The 14,309-nt window shown below is 36.4% G+C and carries 10 protein-coding genes and 1 rRNA gene; 5 read left to right on the top strand and 6 right to left on the bottom strand.

The window, feature by feature from the left end; all coding sequences use genetic code 11:
- Positions 1 to 32 precede the first annotated feature (32 nt).
- From REB14_RS07830 to REB14_RS07815, 4 genes are all read right to left on the bottom strand, one after another.
- Complete coding sequence (locus tag REB14_RS07830) at positions 33 to 767, bottom strand: protein phosphatase 2C domain-containing protein (RefSeq protein ID WP_309521914.1); 735 nt, start codon at positions 765 to 767, stop codon at positions 33 to 35.
- 44 nt (positions 768 to 811) lie between these two features.
- Positions 812 to 1,423 carry an FEKKY domain-containing protein gene (locus tag REB14_RS07825; RefSeq protein WP_309521913.1) on the bottom strand — a complete coding sequence of 204 codons (612 nt, stop codon included), beginning with the start codon at positions 1,421 to 1,423 and terminating at the stop codon, positions 812 to 814.
- Positions 1,424 to 1,528: 105 nt separating this feature from the next.
- Positions 1,529 to 1,927 carry an immunity 22 family protein gene (locus REB14_RS07820; protein WP_309521912.1) on the bottom strand — a complete coding sequence of 133 codons (399 nt, stop codon included), beginning with the start codon at positions 1,925 to 1,927 and terminating at the stop codon, positions 1,529 to 1,531.
- Between the two features lie 15 nt (positions 1,928 to 1,942).
- Positions 1,943 to 2,527 carry a hypothetical protein gene (locus tag REB14_RS07815; protein ID WP_309521911.1) on the bottom strand — a complete coding sequence of 195 codons (585 nt, stop codon included), beginning with the start codon at positions 2,525 to 2,527 and terminating at the stop codon, positions 1,943 to 1,945.
- 202 nt (positions 2,528 to 2,729) lie between these two features.
- Here REB14_RS07815 and REB14_RS07810 point away from each other — a divergent pair, with 202 nt between their 5' ends.
- Positions 2,730 to 3,377: an MgtC/SapB family protein gene (locus tag REB14_RS07810; protein ID WP_079240694.1), complete on the top strand. Its 648-nt coding sequence runs from the start codon at positions 2,730 to 2,732 to the stop codon at positions 3,375 to 3,377.
- 41 nt (positions 3,378 to 3,418) lie between these two features.
- Here the strand turns inward: REB14_RS07810 and REB14_RS07805 are convergent, their stop codons facing one another.
- Positions 3,419 to 3,904 (bottom strand): copper resistance protein NlpE, encoded by a 486-nt coding sequence (locus REB14_RS07805; protein WP_238594362.1) that lies wholly within the window; start codon positions 3,902 to 3,904, stop codon positions 3,419 to 3,421.
- A gap of 299 nt (positions 3,905 to 4,203) precedes the next feature.
- Between REB14_RS07805 and REB14_RS07800 the strand changes: the two genes are divergently transcribed.
- The 3 genes from REB14_RS07800 (at position 4,204) to REB14_RS07790 (ending at position 8,485) form a co-directional block, all read left to right on the top strand.
- Positions 4,204 to 6,342, top strand: coding sequence for a S46 family peptidase (locus REB14_RS07800; RefSeq protein ID WP_079240695.1), 2,139 nt, complete (start codon positions 4,204 to 4,206; stop codon positions 6,340 to 6,342).
- A 71-nt stretch (positions 6,343 to 6,413) separates the two neighbouring features.
- Positions 6,414 to 7,412, top strand: a complete 999-nt coding sequence (locus REB14_RS07795) for a polysaccharide deacetylase family protein (RefSeq protein WP_309521910.1) — start codon at positions 6,414 to 6,416, stop codon at positions 7,410 to 7,412.
- Entirely contained in the window at positions 7,409 to 8,485 is a 1,077-nt protein-coding gene (locus REB14_RS07790) for a GNAT family N-acetyltransferase (RefSeq protein ID WP_309521909.1), read from the top strand. Before REB14_RS07795 ends, REB14_RS07790 begins: the two co-directional genes overlap by 4 nt.
- Positions 8,486 to 8,559: 74 nt before the next feature.
- On the opposite strand, the gene REB14_RS07785 is transcribed toward REB14_RS07790, so the two are convergent.
- Complete coding sequence (locus REB14_RS07785; protein WP_079240698.1) at positions 8,560 to 11,427, bottom strand: M16 family metallopeptidase; 2,868 nt, start codon at positions 11,425 to 11,427, stop codon at positions 8,560 to 8,562.
- A gap of 1,544 nt (positions 11,428 to 12,971) precedes the next feature.
- Between REB14_RS07785 and REB14_RS07780 the strand changes: the two genes are divergently transcribed.
- Positions 12,972 to 14,309 (top strand): 16S ribosomal RNA (locus REB14_RS07780); the annotation flags it as partial.

Below are 14,309 nucleotides of genomic sequence, written 5' to 3'. Positions count from 1 at the left end.
GTTTTTTAATATAATAGATTTTCAGAATAGTTTTATTTTATCATCCTTATAATCGCTAAATCATCTGTAGGTTTTACTCCATATTGATGTTCCAGCTGTTTAAGCTTTCTGTTGAGCATATCTTCCGTATCGTTGTTGTTTTGATTAATCATCAGATATTCCATAAAGTTGATGACTTCATCGGGATCGGTCTTTTTTATTTGTGAGAAGCTGGAAATGCCATCAGTAGCAATAGAAATATCATCCAGGTGATCAAAAGATATTTTCTGAGACAGACCGGAATACCAGTTTTCAAAATCTTCATGAAGATGATAAGCTAAATAATCAGGTTTATTATTACGGTCAAATTCTGTGATATTTCCATTGATACAAACAACTCCGTCACCAATGGCTAGGATTAATCCTTTGTCTTTTGAGATATTATAAACTAAAATTATAAGAGTAGATAACAGTTCTTTTTCATCCAGCATCAGATGCTTTTTAATAAATTGAAGTTCATGGAATAAGCCTTTGATGATTTCTTTGAGTTCTTCTTCCGGACTGTGCTGGCTGTCTTTTTCATATAATGCTCTGTAGCCTATTTCAATAATGGTTTTACGTAAAATTTTTCCAATAAGTGTTGAAGCAAAATGACTGTCCAAAGCGGTAGAACAACCATCCATCACAGCACATACAATTTTATCCGAACTGATTTTTTTGATGAGAAGATCATCTTCGCAATGATTAATATGATAATCTCCGATTTGTAGGGTAGAATATAAATTCATCAGCTGCAAAAATACTTCTATTTTTTTGATGGACAGTAGTAAGTTTACTTCAAACCATCAATCTCCTTTTGCATCTTATCTTTCCAGTCTTTTCCATTTCTTTTTTCAAGATAAGGATTCACTGTTTCTGTGTATTTCTTTTGCGCCTCATTATCTACAGGATCAATAATACAACCTGTATTCACATAAGTTACACCATATTTCTTCCGGATGTCCCGGATTTTGCTTAGCGTTGATTCATTATAAGCAGGAATTGAAAAACCTCCGGCATAAGATAGCGTAACCTGATCATTCTGTATATCTTTTTTGGCTTGCAGAATATATTCAGTTTCTTTTTTTGAAAGTTCTTTTTGTGTTTTTATCAATTCATTTCCAGATGAAATGATGAAGAAAAGAAGAATCATAGAATTGAGAATAGGATAAATCCTTAAAAACTTAGCCTTAAAACTTAATTTTTTAATTGAAACATTACTTAAAAGATAGGTGATAAGAGCGGTACCAGCTAATATAAAAGGGTAACATTCAAAACCGGATTCTTTAAAGGAATACCAGAAATTGAATTCCAAAGGATAATTAATAAAATAATATCCGGAAATATAAGCTACTGCCAGCAGCAGTATGATCGTAAGATTGATGAGAATAAGATTTCTGTTCATGATGATAGTTTACGGATTAAATTATCACTTATTATGCCATTTCAGAATCTTATCAATAACAAGTAACTGCATTTCTGATGAAGTTACCTGTTATTAATGATAGTATTAAATATCGTATTCTACTTCACCCACATAATGCAGTGAAAAATCGTCATTTTCTACAGAAACCGGATTAGGAATCACAAATCTTGTTGCAAAAATGATAGCATTTACAGGCGTATCCAGACTTAGTTCATTCAATTTTTTCTCTAAGATTGGAATCCACTGGTCTGCATAAGAATATTCAGCAAACTTATCATAAAGACTAAGGCTTTCATCCTCAAAACCATATTCTATAAAGTCATCGTCAAACCACTTGATATTCTGTGATTCTGCAAACTTGGAAACATACTGATCATCAGTTTCTTCCTCTATATAATAGTTTTCATCCTCTTCTACGAAGCTATAAAAGTCTTCTTCATTCTTGAAATATCCTAACCAGAAGTGCGAAATTTCTTTATCCATAATTGTATATAAGTATTATTTTTTGATATTTTTTAATAAGTGAGACTTTTCCCCGCTGATAAGCATACCGGTCATGATTGCGAAACCTGCCTCAGCTCCTATATTGACATTGATTTTTTCTGAGAACTGCTGAATAAACTCACCATTATTAAGATCATAGAGCCGGAATAGTGAATTTCCAAAGGTCATTCCCATAGATTGGTTGACATTGAAAACAACCGGAAGCAGCAATAGATCTGCATTGCCGAATTTTTCTTTAATATAGCTCATTTCCTCTTTACTGATGATAGTTGTAAGATTGGGAAACATTTTTACTTCTTTGGATTTATAATCTTTTTCAGCGACTTTCTTTAAAATCTCCATCACCTTTGTATCCATATTAGCCCGTAAAACAGCTACATCATTAAATTTTAATTGAAGAGTATCCCTTAAAATTTTCTTGGTAATATCGTCATTATCTTTAAAATCATTGATAATGGGTACAAAAGCAACCGTTGATCCATCACTTTTAAAAGAATAACTTTCATTGAACACTTTTTGAGCATGTAAAAATGTCATTCCGGATAATACGGTAAGCAATGCAAAAATAAGGTTTTTCATAGGCGTTTTTTTATGACAATCTCTTTGTTGATTATCTTTTTAAACTCTTTGGTACAAGAGAATTGTTACAATTAAAATGTAATATTACAAAAGTTTTTTCGTGAAATAAATTTTTTGGGGTAACAACACAAAATCTCTGCAGCAAAGATAGTTCCTTAATGGTATTTTATTGTAAATTTATTCTCAGTTTAAATTTAAAAAAATGGATTTTCTTCAGGACCATTACGCTATTAAAAATGAATTGCTGCTGATTCTTATTTCAGTTATTTTAGGACTGTTCATTGGTGCTGAAAGAGAATACCGTAATAAGTCTGCCGGTCTCAGAACTTTTATTCTGGTGTGTTTCGGTGCCTGCCTGTTTACCATACTTTCCATAAAAATAGGTGTTGCGAATCCGGATCGTCTGGCAGCTAATATCATTACAGGAATAGGATTTCTGGGAGCAGGAGTGATTTTCAAAGGAGATAATAAAATTGAAGGAATTACCACAGCAACCACTATTTGGGCCACCGCTTCTATAGGAATGGCGGTAGGTTCCGGATATGTCTATATTGCACTTCTGGGAACTGCATTGGTTTTGATTGTTTTGAGTGCTTTAACCTATCTTCAGAATTTTATTGATAATTATAATAAAGTAAGGGAATATAAAATTGCGTTGACTCATGCTGCAGATATCCAATATTGTGAGCATATTTTTAAAGGACATCATTTAAGATATCAGATGCTCAAACAGCAGTATTCACCGGAAAGTTTAACAGTTATCTGGAGGCTGACAGGAAAAAATAATCACCATGAAGAAGTGATCAGAAGGCTCATAGATGATCCGAAGATTACAGCCTATCAGTTTTAGATGATATAAAAGCAAAAAAATAAAGGCCTGAGCCTTTATTTTTATTTTTTCTTGAATACATAAAGATCCTTGTTCGGACCATCGATCTCTTTTCCTTCCATATCCAGCTGGATCAGCATATTCTCACCCACTTTATATTTATAATTGGCTGATTTCCCTTTTAAAGTAATCATGCTTCCTGTAGCATCCCAGGTGAAAGACCCTTTATCCTGGTTCTTTGAATTTCTGTCAAGATATTCTTCTGTAATACTGAATGTTTTATCATCATTCAATGTCAATGAAGTCTTGATTCCCGGACAGTCAGCACACGGAACAGTAGCCTCATAAGTACCTGCCCAGTCTAAAGCATTTTCAGAAGTATCTCCGGCTGCTGTAGGGGTTGCTTTTGTAATACTGTCTGTAGCAGCAGGCTGTACTGCCGTTGCAGAATCTGTAATACCAGTTGTTTCGGTTGCTTCCTTTTTAGAACATGAAGCAAGGAATAGAACAGCTGCCATTCCCAACATGAGCATTTTGCTTTTCATCATAATAATTAATTTAAGGATGTTTTTAATAATAAAGTTACTTCCAATCAACAAAAACTAAGCCATAGAGAAGGAATATAATGAAGTGAATAGTTAATTTGCTTTGTTTGTCAATTTTTCATTTTTAGCCACAATTTTAGATGAATTCGTGTCATCTTAGAAAAAATATTCACCATTCACTTGCGAAGCAAAATTGACTATTGACTATCCATATTTTCAAAAACGAACTCTTAATAACTTTTCTACGTGTTTTATAAAGCCTGTTCCTATTTTTCTTTGTAAATTGGGGCAAAATTTTGATTATGACAAAAAAGATACTTTTATCTGTATTTCTTTTGCCAGCTGCAATGGCATTTGCGCAACAATATGGAGGAATGTGGATTCCTACGGAGCTGAATGAAAAGGAAATGAAGGATTTAGGAATGAAGATTTCTGCAAAAGATATTTTCAACCCTCAGAAACCAAGCATTAAAGATGCGGTAGTACAGTTTAACGGCGGATGTACTGCAGAAATTATTTCGCCTAAAGGATTGCTTTTAACGAACCATCACTGCGGTTTTGGTCAGATTCAGGCACATTCTACCGTTCAGAATGATCTTCTTTCAAACGGATTCTGGGCAAAAAATACAGAAGGTGAACTTCCTAACCCGGGAGTAAAAGTAGATTTTATTGTAGATATAAAAGAAGTTACTGATCCAATATTAGACGGTACAGACAATCTTACAGAGCCTGAGCTTACTAAAAGGATCAACAACAATATTGAGGTGTATAAAAACTCTCAGAAAATTGAATCTTACCAGTCGATCATGGTAAAACCAATGTATTATGGAAACAAATACTATGCTTACACCATCGAAACGTATAAAGATATCCGTCTTGTAGGAGCACCTCCTCAAAGCATCGGAAAATTCGGGAGCGATACGGACAACTGGGTTTGGCCTAGACATACCGGAGATTTCTCTATGTTCAGAATTTATGCAGACAAAAACAATAAACCTGCAGAATATTCAAAAGACAATGTACCTTATGTTCCAAAACACTATTTACCGGTTTCTATAAAAGATAAAAACGAGAACGATTTTACTTTTGTATTCGGATTCCCGGGAAGAACTACAGAATATCTTCCTGCAGTAGGTGTTGAGAAAATCATGAAGGATATTGATCCTGCAAGAATTGCGGTACGTGATGTTGCGTTGAAAACATTGGACGAAAAAATGCGTGTTGACAATGAAACGCGTATCAAATATGCATCCAAATATGCTTCAGTAGCGAACTATTGGAAAAAATGGATCGGTGAAGTAGAAGGATTGAAAAAATCCAATGCCGTAGAAAAGAAAGTAATGTATGAAGGTTCTTTGGTCGCTAAAAACCCGGAGATCAAGACTACTTTGGATCAGTTGAACAAGCTGTACAATGATCAGGCTCCTTATGCATTAAACAACGCTTACTATACAGAAGTAATCAGAAATGCAGAGACTTTGAAACTTGCGGGTGATTATTATGACTTCGTAGCCTCTGTGGAGGCGGGAAGAATGGATGAAAAGGAACTTTCAAAGTTAAAATCAAAATTAACTTCTTTCTATAAAGATTACAGTGCTGAGCTTGATGCAAAAGTAACTGCAAAACTATTGGCTTTATATGTGAATAAAACGGCAACACAGTTTTTACCGGCAGGATTCAACAAGTATAAAGATGAGAATGCTAATATTCCTGTAGTAGAAGATATGTCTAAAAACTCTATCATCACAGGAAGAACTGCTGTAAACGGAGGAGCATTGACTACAGATATTGATAAAGCGTTTTCTAATCAGGATAAATTAATAAAGACTTTAAAGAAAGATCCTATTTATCAATTATATGTTTCCATGAAAGAAACGTATATGAAAACTGCAGACCCACAATATACTTCTATGCAGGCAAAAATTGATGCCTTACAGAAAAAGTTTATGGCACAGCAGATGCAGACGGATAAAGACAGAAAATTCTTCCCGGATGCGAACTCAACGCTTCGTGTAACGTATGGTAAAGTAAAAGGTTCTACTCCTAGAGATGCTGTTTCTTACGGATACCAGACTCACCTTGCGGGAGTAATGGAAAAATATGTTCCTGGAGATTATGAATTTGATGTTCCAAAGAAACTGATTGATCTTTACAACAAAAAAGATTTCGGAATTTATAAAGATAAAACAGGTGACGTTCCTGTAGGATTCACTGCAACCAACCACACAACTGGAGGAAACTCCGGAAGCCCTGCTCTTGATGCCAACGGAAACTTAGTTGGATTGAATTTCGACAGACAGTGGGAAGGAACAATGAGTGATATCAATTATGATCCACGTTTCAGCAGAAACATCATGGTAGATACAAAATATATTCTTTTCATTATCGATAAGTTTGCTGATTCAAGGTGGCTTGTTGATGAAATGAAGATTATAAAATAATTTTAAAAGTTATACCTTTAAGAATCTATTTGAATTTAATTTTGAATAGATTCTTTTTTATTTAAAATAGGATGAAAGACAGGATCATCAATGTTTTGGCAGCTTTTGAATCTGAGAATATCGGGAAATCATTTCCGCTGGATTATTGTCTGCCGCTTTATCATAGTGTTTCAGACAAAGAACTTCTTCATTTAAAACATGTGATCCGTTATAAGACGACTCATCAGTTTGAAAATGATCTGGATTATATCGCAAAGCATTTTCAGTTTGTAAACTGGCAGGAGTTTAAAGAATTTACGTCCGGGAATTTCAAACCTCAGAAAAAGATTGCCATGCTCACTTTTGATGACGGCTTCAGAGAATTCTATGATGTTGTGGCTCCCATTCTGGAACGAAAAGGAATTTATGCCTGTAACTTTATCAATCCGGCTTTCATAGACAATGCAGATATGATGTTCAGATGTAAAGCAAGCCTTCTTGCCGATGCTGCTGAAAAAATAAAAACCATAGATCCTGAAATATATTTTATCCTGTCGTTGAAAAATGTAGACAGACGTGTTTTACAAAAGAAAATTTTATCTATAAATTATCAGGAAAAAGATATTCTGGATCAGCTCGCAGAAAAATTTGAAATAGATTTTAAGGCTTATTCAAAGGAATTTAAACCTTATTTAGCAACAGAAGAATTGAAAGAACTTACCCGCAAAGGTTTCGGAATTTCTTCGCACAGCTGGGATCATCCGAAATATGGAGACTTATCTTTGAAAGAACAAATGGAAACAACAGATAAGACTTTTGATTATTTAAAAGAAAATGATTTCCTGTATGAAAGTTTTGCATTTCCGTTTACCGATTTTGAAGTAAGGAAATATTTTTTTGATGAACTCTATAAAAATAAAGAAATCTACTGCAGTTTTGGGTGCGCTGGTATAAAACTAGACAGTATACAAAGAAACTTTCAACGAATTCCAATGGAAGTGGGAGAGAGCGGAGTAGAGACCTTAAAAAAAGAAATCGCTTACTTCAGACTGAAAAAACTCATCCATAAAAATACGATTATTAGAGAATGATAACGCTGAAAACATTCAATAGAAGGGAACTGGAAGGTTTTATATCATCCGGAGATTTTCAGCAATATGATTTTCTCCCGATTACCAGACATCGTGCGCTGTCTCATATTCAAAATCCAAAAGCATCAGATAAAGATGTTCTTCTTATTCTGGCTTTCTCTGAAGAAAAACTGGTAGGTTACGTAGGATGTTTTCCGGATTGTTTTACGATTGATGGAAAAGAAATCCGTTATGCCTGGCTCAGTACCTTGTATGTAAACCCGGAATACAGAAAGAAAAGACCAGCCAAAGCTTTATTGAAAAGAGTTTTTGAAGAATACGAAGACCGGATCGCCATTACAGAATTTACCAAAGAAGCCGAAGCACTCTACAATATTATGGGTGTTTTTGAATATGTCTTTCCTAAAGAAGGGATACGTTATTACTTCAGAACCGATGCAGCCAAAATGATTCCTGAAAAGAAACCGGGAACAAAACCGTTGAAACCTCTTTTTAAAATTCTGGATGCCACAGCCAATGGATTGATTTCAATAAAGAATTTTACAGTATCAAAACCAGATTTCAAATATGAAGTTCTGGATCAGATTGACAAAGAAAGTGCAGATTTTATTAACGGATTTTCTGGGAAACGTGATGCAGATGAAATCAATACTTTTATCAATCATCCATGGGTTTTGGAAGGCAAAAAAGATGAAAAATACCTCTTTTCAAGTTTTGCTGAGACCTTTAAATATTTCTGGATCAAAATTTTCGATAAAAATAACAAGCTTACATCCTGTTTTCTGTTACAGCTCCGTGATGGCTATCTTAAAATCCCTTACCTTTTTGTAGATAGTAATGCAGATGAGGTTGCCAGGTTTTTAAAATATTTCATTGTGAACTATAGAGTAAAAGGTTTTACTTCTTATCAAACCCTATTGAATAAAGAAATACAACAGTCAAAAGTATTTTCCACTATCTACGAACGTGATTTCAAAAGAGAATATCTGTTTCACAAAAATCTACTGGAATTACTTCCTGATCATTTTGATCCAAACTATCAGGATGGAGACGGAGATTGTATGATGACGTAAAAGAATTATAAATGATGTATCATTCATCATTTTAAAATAAACCGCCTGATTGAATTATCAGGCGGTTTGTTTTTTTAATGTCCGAAAATATCTTTCAGACTTACTTCTTTAAATGCTCCCATTTTATTGACAGCTTCCATATCAAGATTCTCTTTTTTGCCGATAATGGCTGTATTAAAATGTATTGATTTAACTTCCGTCTGGTAAAAATGTTCGATATCTTCAAATTTCAGGTTTTGAATCTGTTCGTATATATTCTTTCTGAAATCATGATAGATATTCAGTTTCTGTAATCTTAAGGTATTGAAAAATATATTATTTCGGGTTACCCTTGTTGAGGCAATCTGTTTCAGTGCAGCATTTCTGGCATTTTCAAACTGAATGGGTACTTCAGGAAGTTCATTCATCAGTTCATTCAACGTATCTACAGCGATCATCAGTTTGTCAGGCTGAGTCCCGATATACGTCGTCACATAGTCCGGATGTTTCAGCTCAGAGTTCGCAGCATAAGAAACATAAGCAGAGTAAGCAAGACTTTTACTTTCACGCATCTCCTGGAAAACAATGGAAGATAATCCTCTTCCAAAATATTCATTGAAAACATTGATCTTCCCGAAATGAAGTGGATTCACCTCGTTTCCTTTCCCAATCTTGCTCATTTCTATCTGAACCATATCATAATTGATGAAATTCACATTTCCTCCCGTTGCTGGTTCCGGATATTGCTTGGCTTCCGGGATCTGAAGACTTTCAGGTTTTATATACTGACCGATGTACTCTTTAAAGCTTTCAAAATTTTTACCATAGAAAAATACCTGATAGGGATATTGGAAAAGCTTCTTCATTCTGTTGGTGAATACTTCAGAATTGCTGCTTTCAAGCTCTTCCTTAGAAATAACATCCGTAAAACGTGAGCTGCTGCCCAGTTTCGTGTAATTGTTCAGTGCTGTTATAATTCGGTTTTTATCTTTCTTAATGGCTTCACGGTTTTCCAGTACTGTGCCTACAAACTGATTATAGATTTCCTGATCAGTTTGTACGTCATGCATCCAGTGCTGTAGAAGAGCAATTCCTTCTTCTATATTTTCTTCTAATCCGCTTAAAGAAATGATAAGTTGGTTGTTCGTTGTTTTGAAATCATTGCTGATCCCGATTTTAAAGAATTCCTTTTTTAAATCTTCTGGTGAAAGCGTATCTGTTCCCAGATACTGCAGAAGCTGAGTTGAAATCCCTAAATCTCTGTCATTATCACTCCCCAAAGGAAAAATAAAATGCAGCTGAGCGATATCGTTGTACTTATTCTTTACAAAGCTTAATTTCTTTCCATTAAGCTGATCCGTAATGATTTCTTTCTGGTAATCGATAAACTCGGGTTTAATATCCTCTGTTTTATCCGCCAAAATCTCTTTCAAAAATTCAGATTGTGTATCACGGTTGATCTTAACAGGAGTGATTCCAGGATTTTCAACCCTGATCAATTTGTCATTGACTCCCTTTTCTTTATTGACAACCACATAATTTTCTTTGAAAAAATCATTGGCAAAATTTACAACATCCTCTTTAGTGAAAGCGGCATATTCATCCATTTCATTCAGTTCCTCTTCCCAGGTTCTTCCTTTGATATAAGAATCATAGAGAGTCGTGGCAAGTCCTTCGGCAGTTTCAAGGCCTTTCATTCTCTGAAGTTTGAAATCATTGATGATTGCCGGTAGCATCCAGTCCGGAAAATCTCCTTTCTTGATCAGTTCAATTTCATCCAGTACCATACTCTTGGCTTCTTCCAGAGTTTGCGTTTCCTTAGGAACGGCAACAATAGAAAAATATCCGTATTGTCTTAACCCTACAGAAAAGGCCTGAGCCCAAAGCATTTTCTGAGTCTGGTTGATATGCAGATCCAGTAGTCCTGCTTCCCCTCTGTTGCTGAGAATATTGGCAACTACATCAGCCAGCATTGCTTCTCTTGTTCCATAGCTTTCTGTTCTCCATGCAAGCTGAGCGCGTGGAGTAGTAGGACTTTTTACTGTTCTTGTTACAACTTTTGTAATGGGCTGTTCAATAACAGGTGTCTTTTTAGGGAGCTCTTTATAAGGTAAAGTCCCGAAATATTGATCGATTAACTGAATGGTCTCTTCAAAATCAAAATCCCCAACCAGTACCATCGCATAATTATTAGGAACATAATATTCATCAAAATACTTATGAATAGCCTTCATCGATGGATTCTTTAAGTGTTCCGGTTTTCCCAGTGTCGTTTGCTGTCCATTAGGATGAGTGGGGAAAAGAGCATCCATCAGTTCGTAGTTCACAAGTCTTGTGTCATTGTCCTGTGCCCTGTTGAACTCCTCGTATACCGATTCCAGCTCAGTATGAAAAAGACGAAGAACAATTTCAGAGAATCTTTCCTTTTCTATTTTCAGCCATTTTTCAAGTTCGTTATTTGGAATATTATTTTTGTAAACCGTTTCATCAAACCAGGTATGAGCATTGGTTCCACTCGCTCCCAGAGAAGAAATTGCCTTGTCATACTCATTGGCAATGGCATATTGACTGGCTTCCTGAGAAACTTCATCAATCTTTTTATAGATTTCTCTTTTCTTCTCAGAGTCCTGTTCTGCCTTATGCTCTTCATATAAAGCTGAGATCTGATCAAGAAGCTCCTTTTCCTTTCCCCAGTTCTGAGTTCCTATGTGAGAAGTTCCTTTAAACATCATATGTTCAAGGTAATGAGCTAAACCTGTATTATCAGAAGGATCATTATTACTTCCTGTTCTTACAGGAATGAAGGTCTGTATTCTTGGAGCATCAAAATTCTGGGCAAGAAAAACCTTTAATCCATTTTTCAAAGTATAGATTCTGACGTTATTTTCGTCGTGGGTTACCGTAATATAGTCGTATTGGTTTTTATCTGTATGTACCGTTTCCTTATATTTTCTGTCTGTCATATATAAAACTCATTTCATTCCTTAGAAACCGGAATGCACTACAAATGTAAGGAATCAAAAAAAATGTAGACCTCTTTTTATCATTATTACATCTATTATTACAGTTGAGAAGGTGAATCATTCTACAGAAACTGTTTCCCAATCCTGCATGCCATCATATATATATACTCTCACTGCAATTTCCTATTTCTCACCAATTCTCTCATCCTCCCACACTCCAACCCTCCAACTCTCCAACTCTCCAACCCAATTAAGAGCTTCATCCTGCTATCCATTTCTACTCCTCGCGCCCGCGCATTCCCACACCCAAACCTACCCACACTCCAACCAAGCTGCGGGGTAACCATTACTATCAGGGCTAGGGTAGGAGTTGTAAATGATGAATGATGAATGATAAATGATGAGGTTCGGGTTATTGTGTTGCAGGTTTCGGGTTTCCAGGTAGAAAAGGAACATTTGGTATTGAATTTTCATCTTGCTGGTTTCTATAGAAGCGGTTATAGGTATCCATTTCTATTTCCATTGTGTCATTCCGCAGAAATCCCAACTTCTTTACAAGAGCCTTAATAAAGGAAGTAAAATGACAGTATAATGTCTAAGTTTTTTTTATCAGATAGTATTAGCAATATCATGCTGAGCAGAGTCGAACATTTTAATTAATTACGGGGATAGGAGTTAAATCTTATTACTCTATATTATATACTCTTTAGCATTTCCCATCCTTCCCATTCTATATATAATATAAAAGCAAACATTTTATCTGTGTCAATCTGTGCCATCTGTGGTTCATTATAACTATTCAATAGGAGCGGGCTTTAGCCCGTTTAGTAAAAAATAATTTTTAGCCAAAACATATATATAGGCTATTAATTTAAAAAAGCTCTACTATATATAATATATACCCTATTTTGATCTTCCACACCCCAACCCCCCGCATCCCGCTCCCCGAAACACGCCTCTCACCCTCTCCACCGCTCAAACTTTCTAACCCTCGAACACCCTCACCTGATCCTCCAAACAAATGTTTAAAATTTTTCACCCTGCCTTCCAGCTGATTAGGATAAGATATCGTTTCAATATGAAATTTAAGTTAAATAAAGTTGCGGGGTATGGTATAAGTTTCTATCTTTGCCCCACTGAAAAACGAAATACATTCAGTAGCGCAGAAGCGCCTTTATAAAGGCAGAAACATAAACTACTTCATAAGATAAGGACGAAAAAAAACTTTAATTTTTTTTACAAAAAAAGTTGTCAGTTAAAAAATAGTTATTATCTTTGCAGTCCCAATTAGAGGGAGCGCAGGAGTAGATGGATTGAGGGTTTTGGAAGAATTAAGGTTACTTAAAAAACTTTAAAATTTTCTTCAAAAACATTTGGTCAATTAAAAATAAAGTTTTACTTTTGCACTCGCAAATACGGAGCAACACTGACAGAAAGATTGCTGCGTTAAAAAGCGAAAGATATAAAGATCATTGACATACAATATAACAACCAAGTAAGGAAAAACTAAAGCGTTAAAAACTTTGAGTGAGTCAGACAAACATACAATGGAGAGTTTGATCCTGGCTCAGGATGAACGCTAGCGGGAGGCCTAACACATGCAAGCCGAGCGGTAGAGATTCTTCGGAATCTTGAGAGCGGCGTACGGGTGCGGAACACGTGTGCAACCTGCCTTTATCAGGGGGATAGCCTTTCGAAAGGAAGATTAATACCCCATAATATATTGAATGGCATCATTTAATATTGAAAACTCCGGTGGATAGAGATGGGCACGCGCAAGATTAGATAGTTGGTGAGGTAACGGCTCACCAAGTCTACGATCTTTAGGGGGCCTGAGAGGGTGATCCCCCACACTGGTACTGAGACACGGACCAGACTCCTACGGGAGGCAGCAGTGAGGAATATTGGACAATGGGTGAGAGCCTGATCCAGCCATCCCGCGTGAAGGACGACGGCCCTATGGGTTGTAAACTTCTTTTGTATAGGGATAAACCTAGATACGTGTATCTAGCTGAAGGTACTATACGAATAAGCACCGGCTAACTCCGTGCCAGCAGCCGCGGTAATACGGAGGGTGCAAGCGTTATCCGGATTTATTGGGTTTAAAGGGTCCGTAGGCGGATTTGTAAGTCAGTGGTGAAATCTCACAGCTTAACTGTGAAACTGCCATTGATACTGCAAGTCTTGAGTGTTGTTGAAGTAGCTGGAATAAGTAGTGTAGCGGTGAAATGCATAGATATTACTTAGAACACCAATTGCGAAGGCAGGTTACTAAGCAACAACTGACGCTGATGGACGAAAGCGTGGGGAGCGAACAGGATTAGATACCCTGGTAGTCCACGCCGTAAACGATGCTAACTCGTTTTTGGAGCGCAAGCTTCAGAGACTAAGCGAAAGTGATAAGTTAGCCACCTGGGGAGTACGAACGCAAGTTTGAAACTCAAAGGAATTGACGGGGGCCCGCACAAGCGGTGGATTATGTGGTTTAATTCGATGATACGCGAGGAACCTTACCAAGGCTTAAATGGGAAATGACAGGTTTAGAAATAGACTTTTCTTCGGACATTTTTCAAGGTGCTGCATGGTTGTCGTCAGCTCGTGCCGTGAGGTGTTAGGTTAAGTCCTGCAACGAGCGCAACCCCTGTCACTAGTTGCCATCATTAAGTTGGGGACTCTAGTGAGACTGCCTACGCAAGTAGAGAGGAAGGTGGGGATGACGTCAAATCATCACGGCCCTTACGCCTTGGGCCACACACGTAATACAATGGCCGGTACAGAGGGCAGCTACACTGCGAAGTGATGCAAATCTCGAAAGCCGGTCTCAGTTCGGATTGGAGTCTGCAACTCGACTCTATGAAGCTGGAATCGCTAGTAATCGCGCA

Source organism: Chryseobacterium metallicongregator, from assembly GCF_031324065.1.
Classification (GTDB): Bacteria; Bacteroidota; Bacteroidia; order Flavobacteriales; family Weeksellaceae; genus Chryseobacterium; species Chryseobacterium metallicongregator.
This window is presented reverse-complemented; position numbering and strand designations above follow the sequence as displayed.